The organism is Staphylococcus sp. HMSC069E10 (assembly GCF_001809205.1).
Classification (GTDB): Bacteria; Bacillota; Bacilli; order Staphylococcales; family Staphylococcaceae; genus Staphylococcus; species Staphylococcus hominis.
In genome coordinates this window covers 150,184-174,713 of record NZ_KV796472.1, presented here as the reverse complement: position 1 = coordinate 174,713, position 24,530 = coordinate 150,184, and the positions used below count along the sequence as shown (strand labels likewise).

Genomic DNA, 24,530 nt, shown 5'->3' with positions numbered 1-24,530 from the left:
ACTTATCTAGATACTTTATGTCCCGGACTCATCTTTTTTATAATATTAATCAATCATAGGTTCTAACACCAAGAGGTTTATAATTAAGTAATCCATCAATTAGAGCCTCTTTAGTGTCATATAAAGGTGCTAACTCTTTATATTTTTTATCGATAAAACCTTCTTCAATCATATGATCAATCAAAATTTGAAGCGGATTAAAGAATCCATTTAAATTAAAGATGCCGATTGGTTTTTGATGTATACCAATTTGTGCCCAGCTATACATTTCGAAAAATTCTTCAAGAGAACCAGCTCCTCCTGGTGCCATAACAAAAGCATCTGCTAATTCAGTCATTTTTTCTTTGCGTTCGTGCATTGAGTCTACAAGAATGAGCTCACTTACTTTTTGACTTGTAATTTCACGTTCATCTAACATTTTAGGCATCACTCCAATTGCACGGCCTCCGTAATCTAGTACGCCATCTTGAATAGCGCCCATGATACCTACTGAACCCGCTCCAAAAATGAGTTCATAACCTTGTTCAGCCATATATTTTCCTAATTGATATGCTTCTTTAACATAAATAGGATTATTCCCTTTACTTGCTCCACAATATACTGCTATACGTTTCATTTTGTATCCTCCATTAATTGATTAAGTAAGGTTTGAAAAACATCACAAAAATGCTGTCGGTCTGCTTTTGAAAAAGGGGAGGGTCCTTTATGACGTCCACCTTGTTTTCTAATTTGTGCATTATTATAACGCTGTTGAAGTAATATATCTATATTATTTTCGTTATAGATAAATCCTTTATGATGCATTATAATTCTAGCTTTCTTTAGTAACAAACTAGCTAATCCATAATCTTGAGTAATCACAATATCGCTAGTTGTTACAAGTTGTATAATTTTGTAATCCACTGCATCTGGTCCATCATCAACGTATAATATATTTACATGACTTGGATAATGAGAATGAGAAAAATGACTAAAGCTTCGTAAAATCGTAACAAAAAAGCCTGTCTCAGCTGTTAAATCAATAATTTCATTAACGACTGGACAAGCATCACCATCAACAAATATGGTTGTCATTATTTATTTGTAGCCTTTTCTGAATGTAACACTTTATCTTGAGTGATAATACTGTCGGCATTATAGTTATCATATTTCTTCATTTCTTTAATTCGCTGTTTTTCATTATGTTTTTGAATTTTTTCTTCTTCTTTATGACGTTTATCAATATTTTTTTGAAGCTTTTTCTCTAATTTAGAAGATTGTTTATGGTTCTTTTTAGCTAATTTTGATCCTTTTTTCTTAATATATTTAGGGTCATTTTCTTTAGCAATTTTTTTGAGTTCGCGCTTATTATCGAACTCTTGTTTTTTATCACCAAAGTAATCTTTAACATCAGATGCCTTATTTGCTACTGTATGTGTAGCATGTGAAGTTGCATGCGAAGCTTTTTGAACATCTGGATGAGACTTGATTTTTTTACGTTCTACAACTAGTGGTACGATAAATATCGGTAACACGTTAATTACTGTTTTAATAACTTGTTTTTTGTCCATACTCGTTGCCTCCATAAAATTTTCTTTCTCTTTCATTACCCTATGATACAGGAATTCAAACGATTGCACTGGATTAAAATAGTGATTTAAAATTTTTATAAAAAAACACTAAAATTCAAAAAGAATTTTAGTGTGATATCATTAAATTCCTTTACCAATACCGAATCCGAAATAAAGAATAGCAATGAAAATAACTAATACGATTCGATAAATCGCAAATGGTACTAACTTCACTTTATTAATTAAATGTAAGAACGTTTTAATAGCGATTAAACCGACAATAAATGCTGCTAAGAATCCAATAATATAAAATGGGACATGTGCAAGATCAATATATTGATAATTTTTAAGTAATGATAATGCACTTGCTGCTAACATAATTGGAACTGCCATAATAAACGTGAAATCAGAAGCAGATTTATGATTGAGTTTCATTAATACCCCAGTAGAAATTGTTGATCCAGATCTACTGAACCCAGGCCACATTGCGACTGCTTGAGAAATACCAATGACAAATGCTTGTAAATAATTAATTTGATCGACTGTTTGCGGATGTTTTACTTTAGTACTGTATTTATCAGCAATAATCATATAAATAGCGCCAATGAATAAACCAATCATTACAGTAGGTACACTAAATAAATGCGCTTCAATAAAGTCATCAAAAAGAACACCTAAAATTCCAGCTGGAATCATACCTACTAATACATGAAGTAAGTTCAATCGGCGAGGTTTAGAACGCATTCCCTCACTATGAGCAACGTGTTTGTATTTTCCAATATGTAACATTTCGAAGTAACGTTCACGGAACACCCATGCAGCAGCAAAAACAGAACCTAGTTGAATGACAATTTTAAAAGTAAAAGCTGAATGAGAACCTAAAAATTGAGACGATTTTAACCACATATCATCTACAAGAATCATATGTCCAGTAGATGAAACAGGAGCAAATTCAGTAAGACCTTCTACAATACCTAAAATTAACGCCTTAATAAATTCAATAATTATCATAAGTAACCTCTTTCTTTTATGTAAAAAATGAACTTTTATTTATGCTAAATATTTTATTTTAAAAAATTCACTTTATTATCATAGCATATTGAAATAATAATTTACTAATAATTACCGGTGTATATGACAATAATGTCATGTTGTTTTGAAATAAAATATTATTTTGTTGTATTGTGTGGAAGATGATGAATTCAAAGAAATGACATAATATTGTCACTTAACTTTGAAATCAATTAAATGATTATTTGTGATCAAGCTTCTATAATAAAGCATTAGGTGAAGAAAGTTGAAAAATTTAATGAGTTTAGTCTTTAAATATAAATTATTTCCAATTTTTATGGGAATGACTAGTGTATTGTTAGCCATATGTGTAGTGATTCAAAATATTGGAATTGCTGAGTTTTTGAATCAAGTCTTGTACCACAAGCTTTCATCTATCTATTCATTGTTATTTACTATTTTAATTGTATTAATTTTGAGAGTAACGTTTAATATGTTGAATCAACGATTAGGGGATATTTTAGCTTACAAAGTTAAACATGACCTTCGTCAAAAAATAATAACAAGTAAGTCTAAAGCTTCAATTGGCGTACAAACAAACATTTTAACTGAAGTTATAGATGGAATTACACCCTTTTTTAATAATTACTTGCCGCAAGTGTTTAAATCTATGTTCATACCACTCGTCATTATTAGTGTAATGTGTTTTATACATCTTAATACTGCTATTATTATGGCGGTTACTGCACCATTTATTCCATTGTTTTATATTATTTTTGGCTTGAAAACACGAGACGAATCTAAAGAACAAATGACGTATTTAAATCAATTCAGCCAACGCTTTTTAAATATAGCTAAAGGTTTGATTACTTTAAGACTATTTAGACGAACAACGGAGACGGAAAATCGTATTTATAGAGAGAGCACACACTTTAGGGATTTAACGATGAAAATTTTGAAAAGTGCATTTCTATCTGGTCTTATGCTTGAGTTTATAAGTATGTTAGGTATTGGTTTAATTGCACTAGAAGCGACGTTAAGTTTAGTCGTGTTTCACCATATCAATTTTAAAATTGCTGTAATTGCGATTATTTTAGCACCAGAATTTTACAATGCAATTAAAGATTTAGGTCAAGCCTTCCATACTGGTAAACAAAGTGAAGGAGCAAGTGATATTATTTTTGATTTTTTAAATAATATTGAAGAATCAAATATTAACACGCCTACCATAAATCAGAATCAGCAAAATCAAATTTACTTCGATAAAGTAAGTTATCAATACCCTAATACGACCCTATATGCATTAAAAGATATAACTTTTTCAATCAATCAAGGAGAAAAAATTGCAATTGTTGGTCCAAGTGGTGCTGGAAAATCCACACTAGCGAATCTGATTAAGCAAATGATAACACCTACAAAAGGTCGTATTATATTTAATTCTGAAGTTACAGATATAGGTATGTTAAACCAACATCCATATATTTTTTCGGCGTCTGTTAAAGATAATATTACAATGTTTAATGAGGTTTCAGATGAAAAAATTTTACAAATTTTAGAAACAGTAGGACTTAAAGAAAAAATTTTAAGCTTAAATAAAGGAATTCATACTGTAATTGGTGAAGGTGGGGAAATGTTATCTGGAGGTCAAATGAGAAGAATAGAACTTTGTAGAGTACTATTACTACGTCCAAGTATTCTAATATTTGACGAGCCTACTACAGGTTTAGATATTGAAACTGAACGTGTTGTTCAACAAACATTAGAGCATAACTTTAAGCATGCTACTACAATTACAATCGCGCATCGTAATTCGACTATACGTCGTGCAACACGACGTTTATATGTAAAAGAAGGTCATCTTATTAAAGATGATAATCAAATTTCTACGCAATTAAATAAGGTGGTGAATAAAGATGAAACCACATATTAAATTTCATTTAGATAAAGATTTATTTTTAGCTATATTAGTCAGCATTACTGGAAGCCTAATAGCACTTACAATGTTCTTCCTAAGTGGATATATGGTAACTCAAAGTGCACTAGGCATGCCTATTTACGCATTGATGATACTTGTCGTTTCTGTAAAATTATTTGGATTTTTACGTGCTATTACGCGATATGTTGAAAGATTATTATCCCATCGAACTACATTTACAATGTTAAGGAATATAAGAGTACAGTTTGTAAAGCAACTTTTTCCAAGAGTGCCTAATATTTATCGTAAATTTAGATCGAGCGATTTAATCTCAAGGATGGTTAATAAGGTGGAGTCACTGCAAAATATATATTTACGTGTATATTATCCCCCTTTTGTAATAGGTTTAACTGCGCTAATTGCTGCTGTTGCATTAATTTATTTTAGTATTGCTCATGCTATATTAATTGTCATAAGTATGCTATTTTATTTATGGATTATACCATGGTTAAGTGCTAAGCGTGTACGTATACTTAAACAACAAGTTACTACTCATGAACAAAAAATGTTGGCTGAGTTTTATGATTATAAAGCGGGTTATCAAGAGTTAATTACTTTTAATCAACAAGATGCATATAAAAAGAAAGTCGTTAAATCATTAGAATATTATGATAGGTTACAAGCTAAAGAAAATCGATTTTTAACATTTTATGATTATATATTGAATCTCATTTCTATTGTAACGATTTTTTTAAGTTTATCTTTAGCAGTGATACAAATTGAACATGGATATTTAGATGTTATATATGTAACGAGTATGATATTAATGATTTTAACTTTGTTCGAACAGGCTATTCCAATGAGTAATTTTGCTTATTATAAGGCAGATACAGATCAAGCATTAACGGATATTAATGAGGTGTTTAGTTCTTCGATAACTACACCTAAGTTAAATGTACAGACAAAACAAGAACCTGTATTTAGTATTTCTAATCTAAACTTTAAATATTTTAATCAAGAAACATTAGTATTAAACGATATTAATTTAACCATCCATAAAGGTGAAAAAGTAGCTATCATTGGACCTTCTGGTTCAGGGAAAAGTACGTTAATGCAACTGCTATGTGGATTATATGAAATAGAAGAAGGTCGTGTTGAGTTATACGGACAATCTATTACTCAAATTAATGAAAACGATAGATATAATGAAATCAATGCGTTATTACAATCCCAACAAATATTTGATGGTACTGTTAGAGAAAATTTATTATCTAATCAAAAAGATGAAAACTTAATCGATGTTTTAAATATGTTGAATTTAAGTTACTTAAATTTGAACACGCAATTGACTTTAGATGGAACTTCTTTATCTGGCGGTGAAATTCAACGTTTATCTTTAGCACGTTTATTTTTAAAATCATCTAACATTTGGCTATTAGATGAGCCAACTACAGCGCTTGATGAAGATAATACGACCAATGTAATGAAAGAAATTAACAAGCAAGCAGAAACATTAGTTGTTGCTACACATGATTTAGATTTACTTCCATATTTCGATACCATTATCGTAATGGTTGAAGGTGAGGTTGTTGAGTACGGAGATTATGTATCATTAAGTCAAAATAAGGGTTATTTAAATCGCATGATTCATATTAATAAATTATAAAATAAAAAACCTGAGATAGCTTTAAAAAATGATCTCAGGTTTTCTACTATTGATAAATATATAAATTACATTTTGAAATGAATAACTTTAATTAGTTTAGTACTAGCATGTCACATTATTTGTTTTCGGTAAAAGCAGTAATAATTTTACCTAATAGACGATTAAGTTCATGGACTTCATCGTTACTCAAAGAAGAAGCAATGGCAACTTTTTGAGATGCATCACTTAATTCGGGTTTAATATTTTCACTTTTTTCAGTAAGATGAATAAATACTTCACGTTGGTCAATTTCAGAACGTTCCCGTTTAATTAAATCAACGTTCTCCATTCTTTTTAGTAAGGGTGATACTGTACCTGTATCTAAAGCTAATTCAGTGACTACTTTCTTAACATTTACAGGGGATTCTTCCCATAAAATACTTAAAACTAAGAATTGTGGGTAAGTAAGATTGTACTTTTTAAAGACTTTGTTTGAATAGTAGCGATTTACTTGTCTTTGTGCATTGTACAAACTAAAACAAAGTTGCTCTTTTAAATTGTGTTGTTCAGACATTAAAGTTCTCCTCCAGACATTTATCCGTTTCTCTTTATTTCGGATTAAAGTTCGTCTATGTTGTGTAAAATATAAATTATCACACACTTCATTTCAATGCCATGCTAAAATTAAAGTATGCTTAAATTTTAGAAGAAAACACTATTTTAATCAAGTGTAATCTAACGTACATTTTTATAATATTAATTTCAAATACATTTTATATAGAAATGAGTTTTTAAAATGATAAATAATAAAAAACAAAAAATATCTATTACAATAATTAGTGGCTTTTTAGGAAGTGGTAAAACTACACTTTTGAATAATTATATACGCCAATTATTCAAAAAGGATGAGAAAATAACGATTATTATGAATGAATTCGGTTCTTTTGACGTTGATAGTTTACTTATCGAAGAAGATATTACTGTAAAATCATTAATCAATGGATGCGTATGTTGTGACTTAAATAATGATTTAGTATTACAATTACAATCACTTATTAAAGAAGGTGTAAGTCAACACATTCTTATTGAATCGACTGGAATTGCACATCCTTTAGAAGTCTTTGCAGCGTGTCAAGATCCAACAATAGTTAATGACGTGGAAATTCCTAAAATAATAGGCCTTGTTGATGCGTTAAGATTTAATAATAGAATGAAATATACGGTAGAGACGAATGAGTTAATGGAAGAGCAAATTAAATATAGTGATATAATTATTCTTAATAAAATGGATTTAGTGACCCAAGTAGAATTAGAAAATATAAAAAAACAATTGGTTTCTATTAATAATAAAGCAACGATTTACGTGACTACATATAGTAAATTAGATGATGTAGTAGTGAAAAATAAAGCTGCTGATATTAATAGGCATGTTCATGTCCACCATCATAATGTACAATCTATGAAATATACGTTTAGTTCTCCTATTGATCGACAATTATTTTACCAATTTATAATGCGTTTGCCAGATGAAGTATTCAGGTTAAAAGGATTTGTAAAATTTAAAGATCAGTCGGATTCAACATACGAATTCCAATTTTCAATGGGATTACCTACTTATGGAATAACTGATAGAGAAGTTCCATTAACTATTGTTATTATTGGTGAAATGCTTGATACAACACGTTTGAAAAACCAGTTAGAAATGATTCAATTTACTTAAAATGACTCCTTAATTTTTATGGGAGTGGTTATGAGTATTCTAAATTTCTAATAAATATGTCATAGTCTTGTCATGAGAATAAAAAAATATATCATTTATAATAGAATAAGGAGGATATATTAATGAATCATAATGAAGATAAACGCACTAAACAAATTCGCTTTGAGTTTAAGTGGATTACAATCCCATATTTAATTTTTGCAATTATTATTCTATTGTTAAATATCTTTTTTACAAATATAAAAATCACAATGGCACTATTTGGATTGTTCTTTGGTTATAATTTAGGAATATTGTTTATCGCATTTATTAATAAGTACAAACGTACACTCATATTAACGCTAATTTTAACTATTTTAAGTGCAGCAACTTTCTTTACTTTACTATACGTTTTTGGACTTAATAGAGAAATATTTGGTTAATAAAAGTATTAATCACATTATATAAATTAAGTGAAAGGAGTCACTATAGAATTTGTATTGAATTCTATAGTCACTCCTTTTAATTTTAAGATAAATAGGGTAGTTAAATTATTAACAAACATCATTCTAGGAGTGAAAATATGAATATTGGCGTCATTCTCAATAGAGTATTTAGAATAAATAATAATCCATTATTCGAATATATTAATCAACAAAAAGATGCATTTGATAAATGCTATCTTATAATTCCTAAGGAAACATTTGAAGAGAAAGGTACAGATAAAAAGGCAAATTATTATTATGGCACTTTAGAAAAATTTTTACATAAGTTGAAAGAACATCATATAGAACCATATGTCATCGATTATAGTGAACTAGGTATGTTTTGTACTGAACATGATATTAAAGAAATAGTTATGGCAGGCGATATCATGAGTTATCATCAAGAAAGATATGATATTCGACACTTAAAACAAGCATTTAAAAATCACGATATACCCGTAATAACTATTAACGTTAATCATTATTTTAAGCCAAGTAACACGATGAATCAGCAAGGACAACCATATAAAGTATTTACAAGTTTTTATAAAGCACACCGTTCAAAACTTAGACAGCATTCTTCGTATCAATATCATTTAAGTGATATCGCTAATAAATGTAGCCAATCACAACAAACGATAACTAATGATTATCATCATGATGGACAATCAGAAGATCAAGCATTAAATAATTGGAAGGATTATTTAAATCATAGTATTCAAAACTATAAAAAGGATAGAGAGTATCTTCCAGAAGTGCTCACTAGTCAATTGAGTATTGTTCTAGCATATGGTCTGATAGATATTAAACAAATTATTACAGATTTATTAGAAGGATATGAGGAAAATGAAAATAATTACGAAAGTTTTATTAGAGAAGTAATGTTTCGTGAGTTTTATTATGTTCTTATGGCTCAATATCCTCATATTGCACATGAAGCATTTAATGAAAAATATCGTACTATACAATGGTCTTATAACAAAGAAGAGTTTAATCGCTGGTGTGAAGGTAAAACTGGTTTTCCTATTATTGATGCTGCTATGAATGAATTAAATGAGACAGGATTTATGCATAATCGCATGCGGATGGTAGTCTCTCAATTTTTAACTAAAGATTTGTTTATTGATTGGGCTTGGGGCGAAGATTATTTTAGGAAAAAATTAATCGATTATGATGCAGCTTCAAATGTACATGGTTGGCAATGGTCAGCTTCAACTGGGACAGATGCTGTGCCGTATTTTAGGATGTTTAATCCTACTAGACAAAGCGAACGTTTTGATAAAGACGCTTTATATATCAAAAAATATATTCCTATATTCGATAATGTGCCCGCAAAATTCTTACATCACCCATTTCAATATCAAACACAATTAGTAAAAAAAGGAATACAATTAGGTAAAGATTATCCTGAACCAATTGTAGATCATAAAGTTGCGCGCGAACATGTGATGACAATATTTAAAAATATATAAAAAAAGAGCTAGGGAAAGGAAACAGAGTTCAAATTGAGTTCATGCTCCCACCCCTAGCTTTTTTAAATACATAACTAAACGTCTTATAAAATTTTTCTACATGAATAGACTGTATTAAATAGAAATATATCAATGTGCCATTCTTATCCCTTTAATGAATAATAAAATGACAAATTGAAGTAGCATCATTAATGAAATAAATATTAAACTACTATCATTTAAGGCACTAATGACTTCTGTGATAATAGTAAATGGACGGGTAATTAAATGAACAGTATGAAATCTCAAAAATCTACCTATAAATATTCCTAAACCATTTAAAAACATAAGTGCTATTAATAAACATCGATTTAACCATAGCTTTGAAGTGAAATGAGATAAATGAACAAATATGAGAGCCATGCAATAAATCGCAAAAAATACACTTAGCAGTAAGAAAGTAAAGTATAACCATTCTATTAAATTAAGTTGGACGTAAAAATCAAATGTAAACTGATTGAGATGAATAAGATCAGTAACCATGTAAAATGTATTGGGCACTAATAAAATAAAAATAAGAGCAAAAATAATAAATATAAGCCATTCAAACTTTTTTCTAGGTTTAAATAAATCTAATAAGAAACATAATTCAAGTGGAATGTAAGCTAAAAATAAATTTAAGCTTACAAAGTTAAATACACGCGTTTCAAATAATGATATTACAAAAAGAATAATAAAATAGATTCTTGCAATATAACGTGAAGTCATAATATGCACTACTTTCTAACGATTTAGTTGAATTATTATAGTAAAGGTTAAAGTCGAAGTAATCAAGAAAAAAGAAGGTAGAATAATTAAAGTTAGAGAAGCATTAATAATTGTAAAATAGATGTGTAATCTGTAAGAAAAGAATCTCAATGATGTTAAATAAAAGTGATAACATATTGTAATGAAGCGGTTGAATTGAGGTTTCTAATCTTGATTGAAAGAGAAATTTTACGATTTTAATCAGTTGAGTCTAGTCTACGAGTCAAACGTTCAATTGATATCACAATCAGTCATCGTAATGAAAATTTCACTTGTTGTTGAAACCACAGCTTTTGTTAAATGTCCACTTAACGTCTCAAAATATTGAGAACCAATGTACCATGTAAATGTGCAAATGGTTAATTATCAATACGAGAAATATTCCCTAATAAACTTGTTCACTCTAATGTTTCATTTATTTCTTTTTTTCATATTCATTTGTTTCTAAATTATAATAGTTTAACACGACCTCATCACAAGCTCCGACACTACTCACTGAATCAAATTTAATATGTTAATGTTGAGCAAAGTGAGTAACCTCTTTTATAATATCTTCTCCATGTTCTAAAACAAGAAGAGAGTGTTGTCCATTTTTTGGGCATCTTATTGTCTTCATTTTTATAATTAGGATAATTTAATTATATATAACATAAATTTAAAATACTTTGAATAAACTATTAAGTAAGATAGTATATTTTAAAATAAAAAATAATATATAATAGTATCTAAATGAAAGATGAAAAATTTAGAATTTTTAACTTTTCTCAGAATATGAATTAGATGAATTTCATTAAGAGTATTTAATTATAGATAAAAGAGAGGTGATCTTCATGAAAAAACAATTATTTACATTATATTTTAATATATTTTTAATATTCGTTGGAATTGGCCTTGTTATTCCTGTTCTTCCAGTATATTTGAAAGATTTAGGATTAAAAGGAAGCGATTTAGGAATTTTAGTAGCTATTTTCTCATTGTCCCAAATGATTATTTCTCCTTTTGGAGGAAGTTTAGCTGATAAATTGGGTAAAAAATTAATTATTTGTTTAGGATTAGTATTTTTTACGATCTCTGAGTTCTTATTTGCTATGAGTCATTCTTTTATACTTCTAATAGTATCAAGAATACTTGGAGGTTTTAGTGCAGGGATGGTAATGCCTGGTGTAACAGGAATGATTGCAGATATTTCTAAAGCTAAAGATAAAGCAAAAAATTTTGGTTATATGTCTGCAATTATTAACTCTGGTTTTATTTTAGGACCAGGAATTGGTGGTTTTTTAGCAGAAGTATCACATCGTCTTCCATTTTATTTTGCAGGTGCACTAGGTGTTATGGCGTTTGTTATATCTGTAATATTGATTCGACAACCACAAAATACAGTGGAAAGTCATCATATTCACTTTGAAACAAAAGAACTTTCTAAAATTCAATGGGGTGTTTTTATTACTCCAATTATCTTAACGTTTGTACTTGCTTTTGGTTTGTCTTCTTTTGAGACGTTATTTTCTCTATATACTTCAGCGAAAGCAAACTACGCACCTGGCGATATTTCAATTGCTATTGTAGGTGGTGGTGTTGCAGGAGCAGTATTCCAAATTTTCTTTTTTGATAAATTTATGAGATATACCACTGAACTTACATTTATTACTTGGGCATTATTATATTCTGTCATTGTTATATTTAGTCTTATAATCGCTCATAGTTACTGGTCAATTATGTTAATTAGTTTTATTGTCTTTATTGGATTTGATTTAATTCGACCAGCGCTAACTAATTATTATTCAAATATAGCGGGTAATCGACAAGGTTTTGCTGGAGGACTTAATTCTACATTTACAAGTATGGGTAATTTTGTAGGCCCATTGGTAGCAGGTTCATTATTTGATGTTAATATTGAATTTCCTTTATATATGTCTATTATTGTAATGTTATTTGGGATAGTAATTATTTTCATAGAGAAAAATTTAAAGTTAAATCGTAGCGGATGTGATTAAATAAGTTTTATATATTTTATATAATAGAAATGTAACAATAAAAAGTCGTTAGGTAATATAACTGTTACAAAGATTACAATTATTTTAAATTGCCTTCTATTGAATTATTTTATCTATATTTGTATGTTAAGATATAAAAAAATTCAAAGAGAAGTGTGGGTAAGGAGATGAATTTAAAAAATATATTGTTAAGTGTGGTAGCTATCATTTTATCAATTTGTTTGGCATTTCTATTATTTATCGCAACGAATCAAAATGCCTTAGCTAAGGTACATCGAACAATTTCTACTTTTTCAAAAGTTGGAAGTATTGTCGAAACTGAAAATATATTAAATATAAACAGCAATCACACCGCCGAAGCTTCTGAGAAAGATCAAACACAACGCAAAGCAGACATTCGTCAAAATCAAAACGTTAACTATAGGTTAAATGAGAAAGCTCAAGAAAAATATTTATATTCAACAGAGGAATGTAAAACGATAGCTGAAAATTATATGCAACAAAATTATAAAGAGCCTGTAAAGTTAGAGCGTTTGAATGAAACTAATCAATCCATCACTTTTGAAGCGTATCCAAAAAACAAAAAAGCTGAAGATATAACAATTAATAAAATGGGTAAAGTTGAGATCATTTCTGTAAATAATGTTAAATAAAAATGTAAAGTAAGATTAGAGTAGGAAAGTGAAATCTAAAGATTTCTATCTTACTCTATTTTTTATTAGTCAAAAAGAGTAGTAAAATGGGATATATAAAGAAGATAAATGAGGTGTTACATTGAAACATAAGAAAACTAATGCAATGAGAATGCTTGATAGAGCCAAGATTAATTATTCAGTAAATACATTTGAAATAGGTGAAGAACATTTAGATGGAGAAACAATTGCGGAATTAGTGCATGCGAATGTGAAAGACGTTTATAAAACATTAGTATTAGAAAATGCTAATCATGATCATTTTGTATGTGTTATACCAGTCAGTGAAACATTAGACTTAAAAGAAGCGGCACATGTCATAGGTGAAAAGAAACTTAATTTGATGCCGATGGATGATTTAAAAAAAGTTACTGGTTATATAAGAGGAGGGTGTTCTCCAATAGGAATGAAACATTCGTTTCCAACGATTATTGATGAGTCAGCTTTATCACGAGACAAAATCAATGTGAGTGGTGGTCAACGAGGCATGCAAATTATACTTGAACCTAATGATTTAATTGCAGTTACACAGGCACAAACAGCGCGTATTACTCAACATTAAATGTATTAGCAGAGTGAGCAATGATATACATTGTGAACACTCTGTTAATTTTTCGATTTTTTGAACGTTTTTGAACGTTTTTGATAATTTTTGATTGAAATATGTAAGCGCGAACACTATAATAAAAGTTGTAAAGGAGTGTTAAAGATGATCTCTGAAAAACGACAAAGTTTAATTTTACAAGAACTTAAGAAAAAAGATTTTTTATCACTCCAAGAGTTAATTGAACGAACAGGTTGTAGTGCTTCAACTATAAGAAGAGATTTATCAAAGTTACAACAACTTGGACGTCTTCAACGTGTTCATGGTGGTGCGACACTTAATAGTCATAGAAATCAAGAACCCATTTTATCTGAAAAACTGTCTACAAATCTAAAAGAAAAAAAAGAAATTGGAAGAAAGGCAGCTTTGCTCATTGAAGATAATGATTGTATTTTTATGGATGCAGGTTCTTCTACAATTGAGATGATTCCATTTATAAAAGCACAAGATATCGTAGTGGTTACAAACGGATTGTCTCACGTTGAAAGATTACTTCAGCGAGGTATTAAAACTTTGATGATTGGTGGAGAAGTAAAAGCTACCACTTTTGCTACTGTAGGAGCAAGTGCCCTTGAAGTTTTAAGACGTTATTGTTTTGATAAAGCTTTCATAGGTATGAATGGCTTAGATTTGAATCATGGATTAACCACACCGGATGAAAAAGAAGCATTAATTAAAGAAAGAGCAATACATCAAGCAACCACATCTTATGTTTTATTAGACCATTCAAAATTAGATGAAATATATTTTGCGCATGTCTCAACCAAATCTTGCCATGTTGAGTACATCGTATCTGAGCAATTACGTCATCATAATCGCTACAACGAATACAAAGAGAAATACCATTTTTAGGAGGTTAATTATGATATATACAGTGACATTTAATCCCTCTATTGATTACATCATGTTTACTGATGGATTTGAGCTAAAAGGACTTAATAGAGCTAGAGAAACATACAAATTTGCTGGAGGAAAAGGTATTAATGTTTCTCGCGTGTTGAAAACCTTAGATGTTTCGTCTACGGCATTAGGATTTGCTGGAGGTTTTCCTGGGGAATTTATTTCTAGTATCTTGGAACAAAGCGATATTAATACGGAGTTTATTAAAGTAAATGAAGATACTCGTATTAATGTTAAATTAAAATCTGGCGATGAAACTGAAATTAATGCACCTGGTCCGAATGTGACTTCTGATCAGTTTGAAGCATTATTAAATCAGATTAGACATACTTCTAAAGAGGACACTGTCATTGTAGCAGGAAGTGTTCCAAAAAGTATTCCGAGTGATGCTTATGCTCAAATTGCAAAAATCACTCAAGAAACAGGTGCAAAATTAGTAGTGGATGCTGAAAGAGATTTAGTTAATACAGTGTTAGAATATCATCCTTTATTTATTAAACCGAATAAAGATGAATTAGAAGAAATGTTTGATGTCACAATTAAATCTGATCAAGATGTCGTTAAGTATGGTAGAGAAATAGTAAAAAATGGATCTCAATCTGTCATTATTTCTTTAGGTGGAGATGGTGCCATATATGTTGATGAGACAAGAAGTATTAAAGCCCAAAATCCTAAAGGTGAAGTTGTAAATACAGTAGGATCTGGTGACAGTACAGTTGCAGGTATGGTAGCGGGTCTTGAGTCGGGACTCTCACTTGAAGAAGCATTTCGCCAAGCAGTAGCTTCAGGTACAGCTACAGCATTTAATGATGACTTAGCATTAAAAGAAGATATAGAAAAAATCAAGTCACAAGTTACAATTTCTGTACTTGATGGGGAGTGATAGAGATGAGAATAACAGAATTACTTACTAAAGAAACAATTGCTATGGATTTATCAGCTAGTGATAAAAATGGCGTCATTGATGAATTAGTTAATCAATTAGATTCAGCTGGTAAATTAAGTGATATAGCTCAATTTAAGGAAGCGATTCATAATCGTGAGTCACAAAGCACAACGGGAATTGGTGAAGGAATAGCCATTCCACATGCTAAAGTAGCAGCAGTGAAATCACCTGCGATTGCTTTTGGTAAATCAAAAGAAGGTGTGGACTATCAAAGTTTAGATGGCCAACCTGCACATTTATTCTTTATGATTGCAGCGCCAGAGGGTGGTGCACAAACACATTTAGATGCATTAGCTAAATTGTCAGGTATTTTAATGGACGATAAAGTAAGAGAAAATTTATTACAGGCTAATTCAGAAGAAGAAATACTTCGTATTATTGATAATGCTGATGACGAAGCGACTAAAGAAGAAGAAAAAGAAGCTCAAGAGCAAGAGGCTGAAGCACAAGCAACAACTGGTGCATCAGCGAATGATAATGCTAACGAATCTTACGTTTTAGCTGTAACAGCGTGTCCAACAGGTATTGCACATACGTATATGGCCCGTGATGCTTTGAAAAAACAAGCAGAAAAAATGGGAGTTAAAATAAAAGTTGAAACAAATGGTTCAAGTGGTATTAAAAACCATTTAACTCAACTTAACTCAACAAGATATTGAACGTGCAACTGGGATTATTGTAGCTGCCGATGTTCATGTAGAAACAGATCGTTTCGATGGTAAAAATGTAGTTGAGGTTCCAGTAGCAGACGGGATTAAACGTCCTGAAGAGTTAATCAATACAGCACTTGATACAAGTAGAAAACCATTTAAAGCACATGGTGGACAAAGAAATACAGATAAAGATAGTAATGATGAAAAATTAAGTCCAGGTAAAGCATTTTATAAACACTTAATGAATGGTGTTTCTAATATGTTACCACTTGTTATTGCTGGTGGTATCTTAATGGCGATTGTATTCTTATTTGGTGCCAACTCATTTGATCCAAAAAGCCCTGAACATAATGCGTTTGCAGAACAATTGTGGAATATTGGTAATAAGAGTGCCTTTGCATTAATTATTCCAATCTTAGCTGGTTTCATTTCTCGTAGTATTGCAGATAAACCAGGTTTTGCAGCTGGCCTAGTTGGCGGTATGTTAGCAATTTCTGGTGGCTCTGGATTTATCGGTGGTATTATTGCTGGTTTCTTAGCGGGTTATTTAACACAAGGTATCAAATATATTACTCGTAATTTACCTCAAGCAGTTGAAGGTTTAAAACCAACATTAATTTATCCACTATTAAGTGTGACGATTACTGGATTATTAATGATTTATGTATTTAATCCACCTGCAGCATGGTTAAACAATCTATTATTAAATGGTTTAAATAGTTTATCTGGTTCTAACATTATGCTATTAGGACTAGTTATTGGAGCTATGATGGCAATTGATATGGGAGGTCCATTCAATAAAGCGGCCTATGTATTTGCGACAGCAGCTTTAACTGAAGGTAATGCTGCACCAATAACAGCAGCAATGGTTGGTGGTATGATTCCACCATTGGCAATTGCCACAGCAATGTTTATCTTTAAACGTAAATTTACAAAAGAGCAACGTGGCTCAATCGTACCTAACTATGTTATGGGTCTATCATTTATTACAGAAGGTGCTATACCTTTTGCAGCTGCTGACCCATTACGTGTGATTCCATCAATGATGGTCGGTTCAGGTGTTGCTGGAGCGATTGCATTAGGACTTGGTTCAAGAATTAATGCACCACATGGTGGTATCATCGTTATAGCAGCAACAGACTTTAGTCATATCATCCAAACTATCATTGCTTTAATTATAGGTACACTTGTTTCAGCAGTACTTTATGGTTTACTGAAACCAAAATTAACAGAACAAGAAATTAAAGCTTCAGAATCTATGGATGAATAATCAACATTGGTTTAATGAGCCTGAGACATAATGAGTTGTCTCAGGCATTTTTTTATATATTGATATTTGGTCATTGAATTGAAAACGTGTAGTATCAAGATTATTTCAAGGAGTACTAGCATCGAAATCTTTGTAAAAAAGCAATGTTCAAAGAAATTTGGGGTGGAGTGCCAGCAAAAAGGGTTTTCTAGGAAACCCAACGTTCAACGAAAGCTGGGGTTGGGGCCTCAGCAAAAAGGGTTTCCTGAGAAACCCAACGCTCAACGAAAGCTGGGGTTGGGGCCTCAGCAAAAAGGGTTTCCTGAGAAACCCAACGCTCAACGAAAGCTGGGGTTACATTATCGAAGGGATTAACGAATTCTGTCCAATCTTTTATTATATAGTTAGTATATAATTAAAAAGACATAGATATATATGTACTTGACTATTACTACAGATTAGGTTTAAATGGGAATTTGAGTTTAAGAAACAAATAACCATCCTGGAGTATTATTGTACTTTTATAGCATTTAATTAAAAATTCCTCACATATCATTTCTCTGATTTTCTTAAAAATTTATTACAAGGACTATTGAAGTATATATGAAATAGTAGTAAGAAAATCATTATATAATGCTTTTTAAATGATTTTAAATGTTAAAAGCTTTCTTATTCTTATTTAACCATTTAGTATAGAAATATGGTAATATTAAAGTAATACATTTTTTTGGGGGTGTCTTAATGGGAAGGTCTTAACATGCGTTTATAACGGTGATAAGTATGACGTATTAAATTCGTGTTACTCATTAGAGACACATAATATTTGGAGGTGAATCCCTAGAAATAGGGAACTAATTGGAAACAGTGACCATAATTAATTTAGTAATATTTTTTCTATTAATCGCTTTAACAACCGTATTCGTTGGATCTGAATTTGCATTAGTAAAAGTACGTTCAACAAGAATTGAACAACTTGCTGATGAAGGTAATGGAAGTGCAAAAATTGTTAAAAAGATGATTGCTAATCTTGATTATTATTTATCAGCATGTCAACTTGGTATTACAGTTACATCTTTAGGTTTAGGTTGGTTAGGTGAACCGACATTCGAAAAACTATTACATCCACTTTTTAATCTATTACATTTGCCAAGTGCAGTAACTACAACCATTTCATTTGTGATTTCGTTTATTGTTGTAACTTATTTACATGTAGTGTTAGGTGAGTTAGCACCTAAATCAATAGCAATACAACATACTGAAAAATTAGCATTAACTTATGCTAGACCATTATATTATTTTGGTAATGTCATGAAACCATTAATATGGTTAATGAATGGTTCGGCACGAGTAATTATTAGAATGCTTGGTGTTAATCCTGATGCGCAAGCAGATGCAATGTCTGAGGAAGAAATTAAAATTATTATTAATAATAGTTATAATGGTGGAGAAATTAATCAAACAGAACTGAATTACATGCAAAATATCTTTTCATTTGACGAAAGACATGCGAAAGATATCATGGTTCCACGTACACAAATGGTAACGTTAAACGAACCATTTAATGTTGACGAATTACTTGAAACGATTAAAGAACATCAATTTACACGTTATCCAATTACTGAAGATGGGGATAAAGACCATATAAAAGGTTTTATTAATGTAAAAGAATTTTTAACAGAATATGCTTCAGGTAAAACAATTAAAATCTCTAATTATATTCATGAATTACCTATGATTTCAGAAACAACTCGTATTAGCGATGCATTAGTTTCAATGCAACGTGAACATGTTCATATTAGTCTTATTATTGACGAATATGGTGGTACTGCTGGTATTCTAACAATGGAAGATATTCTTGAAGAGATTGTCGGTGAAATCAGAGATGAATTTGATGACGATGAAATAAATGATATTGTTAAATTAGAGGAAGATATGTATCAAATTAACGGACGTGTCTTACTTGATGATTTACATGAAAAATTTGATATCACTTTTGAAGATTCTGAAGATATCGATACAATTGGTGGATGGTTACAAGCACACAATACTAATCTTCAAGTTGAAGATTATATAGATACAAAATACGATCGATGGATTGTTTCTGAAATGGATAATCATCAATTGGTATGGGTTGTACTTAAATACCAATTTAATGAAACAAGACCTGTGATTAGTGATGAAGAGGAAGAAGACAATCACGATCACAAACATGAATCGGATGAATAAAAATAAAGGCACTTGGGTATGTAAACCTAAGTGTCTTTATTTGTATGCGTAAAAGAAATTAAGTTATGCTATTTTTTAGTTGAGAAATTATATTGAATAGGATGTGGCACAAATGATAAATGATACACAAGTGTTAAATAATGGTTACCCAATGCCTAAAGTAGGACTAGGTGTTTATAAAATGGAAGATGATGAGATGGAAACCGCAGTACAAACAGCATTAGAAGCGGGATATCGTGCATTTGATACTGCTTATTTTTACGGTAATGAACAAGCACTAGGTAAAGCTTTAAACAACAGTGATATTGCAAGAGAAGACGTATTTATTACTTCTAAATTATGGAATGATTATCAAGGATATGATAATACATTAGAATATTTTAATAAATCTTTAGAAAACTTAGGATTGGATTACTTAGATTTATATTTAATTCATTGGCCATGTGAAAAAGATGGCTTATATATTGAATCTTATAAAGCATTAGAAAAATTATATAATGAAGGTAAAATTAAAGCGATTGGTGTATGTAACTTTAAACCCCATCACTTAGAAACTTTGATGAAAGAGACAACTATTGTACCTCAAATTAATCAAATAGAAGTTCATCCTTATTTTAATCAACAAGATGTACAAGATTATTGTGATAAACATGATATTACTGTTACAGCTTGGATGCCACTTATGAGAAATCGAGGATTATTAGATGATCCAGTAATTACAAAATTAGCAGAACAATATGACAAAACACCAGCACAAATTGTATTACGTTGGCATCTAGCCCATGACAGAATTATTATTCCTAAATCAAAAACGCCATCTCGTATTCGTGAAAATTATGATATTTTTGACTTTAATTTAGAACTTACTGAGATTGCGGAAATTGATAGTTTAAATAGAAATGCACGTCAAGGTAAAGATCCAGATGATGTAGCAATAGGTGATTTAAAATAATATAGTTTAAATTATTACAAAAGCTGGAATTAATGTTAATTATTTGTTAATTACATGGTTATTAGTAGAATGTTTATTGATTTTATTGATACAATATTGGAAAGAATGTAGAAAAGGATGTAATTAGATGAAAATCAGAGTCATTATACCTTGCTTCAATGAAGGTAAAGTCGTAAAAAAAACTTACGATAGATTGACTGAAATTTTGACGGAGAATAGTAAAACTCGTCGTTATTATTATGACTTGTTATTTATTGATGACGGTAGTAAAGATAATACGATTGAGCATATACAACATTTAGCGGAATACGATGAACATGTTAAATATATTTCTTTCAGTCGAAATTTTGGTAAAGAAGCAGCAATGATTGCTGGTTTTCAACACAGTGTGAATTTTGATGCAGTCGTAATGATTGATGGAGATTTACAACATCCTCCGGAATTTATACCTAAAATGGTTGAAATGTATCAACAAGGGTTTGATCAAGTTGTCGCTAAACGAGATCGTAGTGGTGAAAATGTTGCACGTAAAACAATGTCAAAGTTGTACTATAAGCTCATTAATAGCTTTGTCGAAGATATTAAATTTAGTGATGGTGTAGGAGATTTTCGATTATTAAGTCAACGTGCAGTTAAATCGATTGTTTCATTAAATGAATATAATCGATTTTCTAAAGGGTTATTTGAATGGATAGGATATAATACAAAGATTTTTACTTATAAAAATGTAGAACGAGAAGCTGGAGAATCTAAATGGACTTTTACCAAGTTATTAAATTATGGGATTGATGGATTAATATCATTTAATAATAAACCACTGAGAGCAATGATATATCTTGGAATGTTTATCTTTGGATTAAGCATCATTTATATTATTTATTTGTTAATAGGCATTTTAATGAATGGAATTAATCATCCGGGTTACTTTACAACAATAGCAGCTGTATTGTTATTAGGTGGCATTCAGTTAATGTCTATTGGTGTAGTTGGCGAATATATTGGGCGAATTTATTACGAAGTAAAACAAAGACCAAAATATATTGTAGAAGCTTCCAATTTAAAAGCACCTATTGAAAAAGTAGTTGCAGAAAAAGAAAAAATTTATCAATAAAAAATAAACATGTAAAAGCTCTTACATCATAGCTTCTTACATGTTTATTTTTTTAAGTCATTTTCAATATGATTATGTTTGAGTTGCCACAATAAATATATATCAAATAAAGCATAAATAATTATGAAGATATACCAAAATGACGTTAATAAGGTCAAAAGTATAATTGAAATAATAATAATTGTATGACCAATCATAATAGGATGTTGTAGCTTACTCAAAAATTTAAGATGATTCATTTCATTTTTTGAAAAAGTACTTATGAAATCAATGCTTAAGCCTACGATAAATATAGCTGGAGCTAAATAAGGGATAGACATATAGACTGATTGATCGCTAGATTCAAAAGTGATAAATAATGAGCAACTAATCATAATTGCAAAAATGAATGCAAGAGATTTATACTCTGAAATCATTAAGTATATATGTTTACGATTTAAATAATATTGTAAGATTGTCCAACTTAAGAAAAATATAATTGAAGCAAATGTTATAAAATTGAACTTTTCAATCACAATACTATTAATAATAGCATTGATAACAATGGATAATAGAACGGAGTTAAACGTTAGTTGTTTGAAATGATGCCGATATAAATCAAAACCCAGAACACATATGGTAATGGCTATATTAATAAATACATATATAATCATGGTGTACTCCTATCACGTGTGTGTAGTTCATTAAAATATTATAGCAATTAAAATAAACTTAATCATTTCAAAACACTTAATAAATAATATTCTATTATAATTTACTAATTATACACCTTTCTTATTACTCCATAACAATGTATGTAACTGAGGTAAAACATACACGTGATTCATATCACTGCTATTCATTACTGTGTCTACAAGGGTTTCATAGCGACCAAGTAATTTTTCGGTATGATGTTCAACATCATCATCTAAATAAGGGTTTCCTACTTGCAAATAAAATGGAATATTAGGATAACGATGATGAATCATTCTAGCAAATTGATAATCTTCTTTATCAAAAACAACTACTTTCAAGTTCAATGTTGATGGTATACATTGTTCTATGACATCATCTAATATTTCTAAATTAGGCACCATATTAGAGCTAGGCGGTTTAGGACTAATTGTTAAATCGTTAATTTGTCGCATCCAAGGTTGAAATTTACTGCCTTGGGTTTCTAATGCCGTAAAAATATTTTTTTCTTCAAATAAATCTACTAAATCTTGAATTCCTTTGATTAATGCAGGGTTACCTCCAGAAATAGTGACATGATCAAATTGATTACCGCCAATTTCTTTTAAACGATCATAAATGTCTTGAGCAGTTAATAACTCTATATCATCTTTAGCGCTACCATCCCACGTAAAGGCGGAATCGCACCAACTACAACGATAATCGCATCCTGCTGTGCGGACAAACATTGTTTTTCGTCCTATAACTCGTCCTTCTCCTTGAATAGTAGGACCAAAAATTTCTAAAACTGGTATTTTTGAAGGCATTATTTATTCTCCTTTGGACGATAGACAACATAACTTGATGGTGTTTCACGTAAATACACTTGTACACATTTAGGTTTATTGTCATACTCGTTAAGATGAGCTTGTACGATTTCAAAAATTGTCTGTGCCACAATTTCAGTAGAAGGACTTTTATCTTTAAATTGAGGTAAATCATTTAATAAATAGTGATCAAATTGGTCATGGACCAATCGTTTTAATTCACTAAAATTAATTAAAAATCCATTATGGTCGAGTGTATCTCCAACAATAGTTAAGTTAACAAAATAAGTATGTCCATGTGTTCTCATGCATTTTCCAGCATCTTCACTAGGAATAAAATGTGCCGCAGAAAAATTGAAATCTTTATTTAATTCAAATGTATAAGGGTGATTCACTGTAGGATAAACTTGTTGTATCATAATGACGCATCTCCTTTTTGTTCTAAATATTGATGAAGTCCACGTTGTCTTAATTTACAAGCTGGACATTCTCCGCATCCATCTCCAATAATACCGTTGTAGCATGTAAGCGTATTGTGGCGCACATAATCGAGGACACCTAATTCATCACTGAGTTCCCAAGTTTGCGTTTTATCTAACCACATTAAGGGTGTATGAATAACAAAGTCTCTATCCATAGATAAACTAAGTGTGACATTCATAGATTTAATAAAACTATCTCGGCAATCTGGGTAACCAGAGAAGTCTGTTTCACATACACCCGTAATGATGTGTTTCGCATTCACTTGATAAGCAAGAGCTCCAGCAAATGACAAGAATAATAAATTACGAGCAGGTACAAAAGTATTTGGTATACCATCTTCTCCTGTCTCAATTTTCATGTCATGTTTTGTTAATGCATTTGGAGTAAGTTGAGATAGTAAAGACATGTCTAAAATATGGTGTTTCAACCCTTGATCTTTTGCTATTTTAGAAGCTACTTCGATTTCTGTATTATGTCTTTGCCCATAATTGAATGTGACAAGTTCAACCTCTTTAAAATGTCTTTTGGCGTAGAAAAGACAGGTTGTACTATCTTGACCACCACTAAACACAACAATTGCTTTTTCAGAATTCAAAACACTGTTTGGCATAACGTTTCTCCTTTAAAAGTTAATATTTTTAATTTATGATGAAATAGAATGAAAACATTGGATATAAAA

Annotated in this window: 21 protein-coding genes and 4 pseudogenes; 14 read left to right on the top strand and 11 right to left on the bottom strand. The window is 30.3% G+C overall.

The annotated features are described in order from the left end of the window. Window positions 1-49: 49 nt before the first annotated feature. From HMPREF2561_RS02950 to HMPREF2561_RS02935, 4 genes and pseudogenes are all read right to left on the bottom strand, one after another. Window positions 50-616: an LOG family protein gene (locus tag HMPREF2561_RS02950; protein ID WP_017175980.1), complete on the bottom strand. Its 567-nt coding sequence runs from the start codon at window positions 614-616 to the stop codon at window positions 50-52. After that, complete coding sequence (locus tag HMPREF2561_RS02945; protein WP_017175979.1) at window positions 613-1,074, bottom strand: YaiI/YqxD family protein; 462 nt, start codon at window positions 1,072-1,074, stop codon at window positions 613-615. Before HMPREF2561_RS02945 ends, HMPREF2561_RS02950 begins: the two co-directional genes overlap by 4 nt. A 23-nt stretch (window positions 1,075-1,097) precedes the next feature. Further along, a pseudogene (locus tag HMPREF2561_RS02940) lies at window positions 1,098-1,550 on the bottom strand (hypothetical protein); the annotation flags it as partial. Window positions 1,551-1,691: 141 nt separating this feature from the next. Then, window positions 1,692-2,561: an undecaprenyl-diphosphate phosphatase gene (locus tag HMPREF2561_RS02935; protein WP_048761332.1), complete on the bottom strand. Its 870-nt coding sequence runs from the start codon at window positions 2,559-2,561 to the stop codon at window positions 1,692-1,694. A 286-nt stretch (window positions 2,562-2,847) separates the two neighbouring features. Here HMPREF2561_RS02935 and HMPREF2561_RS02930 point away from each other — a divergent pair, with 286 nt between their 5' ends. Further along, window positions 2,848-4,491 carry an ABC transporter ATP-binding protein/permease gene (locus tag HMPREF2561_RS02930; RefSeq protein ID WP_070468309.1) on the top strand — a complete coding sequence of 548 codons (1,644 nt, stop codon included), beginning with the start codon at window positions 2,848-2,850 and terminating at the stop codon, window positions 4,489-4,491. Next, window positions 4,475-6,142 carry an amino acid ABC transporter ATP-binding/permease protein gene (locus HMPREF2561_RS02925; protein ID WP_049419923.1) on the top strand — a complete coding sequence of 556 codons (1,668 nt, stop codon included), beginning with the start codon at window positions 4,475-4,477 and terminating at the stop codon, window positions 6,140-6,142. Before HMPREF2561_RS02930 ends, HMPREF2561_RS02925 begins: the two co-directional genes overlap by 17 nt. A 115-nt stretch (window positions 6,143-6,257) precedes the next feature. Here HMPREF2561_RS02925 and HMPREF2561_RS02920 read toward each other — a convergent pair whose 3' ends face one another. Then, entirely contained in the window at window positions 6,258-6,695 is a 438-nt protein-coding gene (locus HMPREF2561_RS02920; RefSeq protein ID WP_002449577.1) for a global transcriptional regulator MgrA, read from the bottom strand. Between the two features lie 222 nt (window positions 6,696-6,917). Between HMPREF2561_RS02920 and HMPREF2561_RS02915 the strand changes: the two genes are divergently transcribed. From HMPREF2561_RS02915 to HMPREF2561_RS02905, 3 genes are all read left to right on the top strand, one after another. Next, window positions 6,918-7,841, top strand: a complete 924-nt coding sequence (locus HMPREF2561_RS02915; RefSeq protein WP_049419922.1) for a CobW family GTP-binding protein — start codon at window positions 6,918-6,920, stop codon at window positions 7,839-7,841. A 122-nt stretch (window positions 7,842-7,963) separates the two neighbouring features. Further along, on the top strand, window positions 7,964-8,263 hold the full coding sequence (locus HMPREF2561_RS02910; protein ID WP_002449572.1) for a hypothetical protein: 300 nt from the start codon (window positions 7,964-7,966) through the stop codon (window positions 8,261-8,263). Between the two features lie 140 nt (window positions 8,264-8,403). Beyond that, window positions 8,404-9,777, top strand: coding sequence for a cryptochrome/photolyase family protein (locus tag HMPREF2561_RS02905; RefSeq protein ID WP_070468307.1), 1,374 nt, complete (start codon window positions 8,404-8,406; stop codon window positions 9,775-9,777). 129 nt (window positions 9,778-9,906) lie between these two features. On the opposite strand, the gene HMPREF2561_RS02900 is transcribed toward HMPREF2561_RS02905, so the two are convergent. Beyond that, the gene (locus HMPREF2561_RS02900; protein ID WP_017175972.1) at window positions 9,907-10,524 is read right to left on the bottom strand and encodes a DUF1361 domain-containing protein; all 618 of its coding nucleotides are present in this window, start codon (window positions 10,522-10,524) and stop codon (window positions 9,907-9,909) included. Window positions 10,525-10,794: 270 nt separating this feature from the next. Next, a pseudogene (locus HMPREF2561_RS10960) lies at window positions 10,795-11,170 on the bottom strand (PPC domain-containing DNA-binding protein). Between the two features lie 223 nt (window positions 11,171-11,393). Here HMPREF2561_RS10960 and norA point away from each other — a divergent pair. The 9 genes and pseudogenes from norA to HMPREF2561_RS02850 form a co-directional block, all read left to right on the top strand. After that, entirely contained in the window at window positions 11,394-12,557 is a 1,164-nt protein-coding gene (gene norA / locus HMPREF2561_RS02895; RefSeq protein ID WP_061544168.1) for a multidrug efflux MFS transporter NorA, read from the top strand. Window positions 12,558-12,724: 167 nt separating this feature from the next. Next, window positions 12,725-13,210 (top strand): hypothetical protein, encoded by a 486-nt coding sequence (locus HMPREF2561_RS02890; RefSeq protein ID WP_049382110.1) that lies wholly within the window; start codon window positions 12,725-12,727, stop codon window positions 13,208-13,210. A 145-nt stretch (window positions 13,211-13,355) separates the two neighbouring features. Beyond that, window positions 13,356-13,811, top strand: a complete 456-nt coding sequence (ybaK, locus tag HMPREF2561_RS02885) for a Cys-tRNA(Pro) deacylase (protein ID WP_172457931.1) — start codon at window positions 13,356-13,358, stop codon at window positions 13,809-13,811. Between the two features lie 147 nt (window positions 13,812-13,958). Further along, entirely contained in the window at window positions 13,959-14,705 is a 747-nt protein-coding gene (locus HMPREF2561_RS02880) for a DeoR/GlpR family DNA-binding transcription regulator (protein WP_048682600.1), read from the top strand. A gap of 10 nt (window positions 14,706-14,715) precedes the next feature. Next, window positions 14,716-15,636 carry a 1-phosphofructokinase gene (gene pfkB / locus HMPREF2561_RS02875; RefSeq protein WP_019834923.1) on the top strand — a complete coding sequence of 307 codons (921 nt, stop codon included), beginning with the start codon at window positions 14,716-14,718 and terminating at the stop codon, window positions 15,634-15,636. Window positions 15,637-15,641: 5 nt separating this feature from the next. Continuing rightward, window positions 15,642-17,622 (top strand): annotated as a pseudogene (locus HMPREF2561_RS02870) (fructose-specific PTS transporter subunit EIIC). Window positions 17,623-18,456: 834 nt separating this feature from the next. After that, a complete protein-coding gene (locus HMPREF2561_RS02860; RefSeq protein WP_049379639.1) occupies window positions 18,457-19,827 on the top strand; it encodes a hemolysin family protein in 1,371 nt (456 codons plus the stop codon). A 112-nt stretch (window positions 19,828-19,939) separates the two neighbouring features. Then, window positions 19,940-20,779 (top strand): aldo/keto reductase, encoded by an 840-nt coding sequence (locus tag HMPREF2561_RS02855; RefSeq protein WP_017175966.1) that lies wholly within the window; start codon window positions 19,940-19,942, stop codon window positions 20,777-20,779. 127 nt (window positions 20,780-20,906) lie between these two features. Continuing rightward, window positions 20,907-21,842 (top strand): annotated as a pseudogene (locus tag HMPREF2561_RS02850) (glycosyltransferase family 2 protein); the annotation flags it as partial. A 92-nt stretch (window positions 21,843-21,934) separates the two neighbouring features. Here HMPREF2561_RS02850 and HMPREF2561_RS02845 read toward each other — a convergent pair. From HMPREF2561_RS02845 to queC, 4 genes are all read right to left on the bottom strand, one after another. Further along, on the bottom strand, window positions 21,935-22,543 hold the full coding sequence (locus HMPREF2561_RS02845) for a hypothetical protein (protein ID WP_017175964.1): 609 nt from the start codon (window positions 22,541-22,543) through the stop codon (window positions 21,935-21,937). Window positions 22,544-22,651: 108 nt separating this feature from the next. Then, entirely contained in the window at window positions 22,652-23,368 is a 717-nt protein-coding gene (gene queE, locus HMPREF2561_RS02840) for a 7-carboxy-7-deazaguanine synthase QueE (RefSeq protein WP_017175963.1), read from the bottom strand. Further along, window positions 23,368-23,787 carry a 6-carboxytetrahydropterin synthase QueD gene (gene queD, locus HMPREF2561_RS02835; protein ID WP_017175962.1) on the bottom strand — a complete coding sequence of 140 codons (420 nt, stop codon included), beginning with the start codon at window positions 23,785-23,787 and terminating at the stop codon, window positions 23,368-23,370. Before queD ends, queE begins: the two co-directional genes overlap by 1 nt. Next, complete coding sequence (gene queC / locus HMPREF2561_RS02830) at window positions 23,784-24,461, bottom strand: 7-cyano-7-deazaguanine synthase QueC (protein WP_017175961.1); 678 nt, start codon at window positions 24,459-24,461, stop codon at window positions 23,784-23,786. The genes queD and queC overlap by 4 nt, the downstream gene beginning before the upstream one ends. Window positions 24,462-24,530: the final 69 nt, after the last annotated feature.

What these genes read in the sequence shown, in the direction of transcription:
- HMPREF2561_RS02950 (WP_017175980.1), bottom strand. Translation starts at nt 616, where the DNA reads ATGAAACGTATAGCAGTATATTGTGGAGCAAGTAAAGGGAATAATCCT.
- HMPREF2561_RS02945 (WP_017175979.1), bottom strand. Translation starts at nt 1,074, where the DNA reads ATGACAACCATATTTGTTGATGGTGATGCTTGTCCAGTCGTTAATGAA.
- HMPREF2561_RS02935 (WP_048761332.1), bottom strand. Translation starts at nt 2,561, where the DNA reads ATGATAATTATTGAATTTATTAAGGCGTTAATTTTAGGTATTGTAGAA.
- HMPREF2561_RS02925 (WP_049419923.1), top strand. Translation starts at nt 4,475, where the DNA reads ATGAAACCACATATTAAATTTCATTTAGATAAAGATTTATTTTTAGCT.
- HMPREF2561_RS02920 (WP_002449577.1), bottom strand. Translation starts at nt 6,695, where the DNA reads ATGTCTGAACAACACAATTTAAAAGAGCAACTTTGTTTTAGTTTGTAC.
- HMPREF2561_RS02915 (WP_049419922.1), top strand. Translation starts at nt 6,918, where the DNA reads ATGATAAATAATAAAAAACAAAAAATATCTATTACAATAATTAGTGGC.
- HMPREF2561_RS02910 (WP_002449572.1), top strand. Translation starts at nt 7,964, where the DNA reads ATGAATCATAATGAAGATAAACGCACTAAACAAATTCGCTTTGAGTTT.
- HMPREF2561_RS02905 (WP_070468307.1), top strand. Translation starts at nt 8,404, where the DNA reads ATGAATATTGGCGTCATTCTCAATAGAGTATTTAGAATAAATAATAAT.
- HMPREF2561_RS02900 (WP_017175972.1), bottom strand. Translation starts at nt 10,524, where the DNA reads ATGACTTCACGTTATATTGCAAGAATCTATTTTATTATTCTTTTTGTA.
- norA (WP_061544168.1), top strand. Translation starts at nt 11,394, where the DNA reads ATGAAAAAACAATTATTTACATTATATTTTAATATATTTTTAATATTC.
- HMPREF2561_RS02890 (WP_049382110.1), top strand. Translation starts at nt 12,725, where the DNA reads ATGAATTTAAAAAATATATTGTTAAGTGTGGTAGCTATCATTTTATCA.
- ybaK (WP_172457931.1), top strand. Translation starts at nt 13,356, where the DNA reads ATGAGAATGCTTGATAGAGCCAAGATTAATTATTCAGTAAATACATTT.
- HMPREF2561_RS02880 (WP_048682600.1), top strand. Translation starts at nt 13,959, where the DNA reads ATGATCTCTGAAAAACGACAAAGTTTAATTTTACAAGAACTTAAGAAA.
- pfkB (WP_019834923.1), top strand. Translation starts at nt 14,716, where the DNA reads ATGATATATACAGTGACATTTAATCCCTCTATTGATTACATCATGTTT.
- HMPREF2561_RS02855 (WP_017175966.1), top strand. Translation starts at nt 19,940, where the DNA reads ATGATAAATGATACACAAGTGTTAAATAATGGTTACCCAATGCCTAAA.
- HMPREF2561_RS02845 (WP_017175964.1), bottom strand. Translation starts at nt 22,543, where the DNA reads ATGATTATATATGTATTTATTAATATAGCCATTACCATATGTGTTCTG.
- queE (WP_017175963.1), bottom strand. Translation starts at nt 23,368, where the DNA reads ATGCCTTCAAAAATACCAGTTTTAGAAATTTTTGGTCCTACTATTCAA.
- queD (WP_017175962.1), bottom strand. Translation starts at nt 23,787, where the DNA reads ATGATACAACAAGTTTATCCTACAGTGAATCACCCTTATACATTTGAA.
- queC (WP_017175961.1), bottom strand. Translation starts at nt 24,461, where the DNA reads ATGCCAAACAGTGTTTTGAATTCTGAAAAAGCAATTGTTGTGTTTAGT.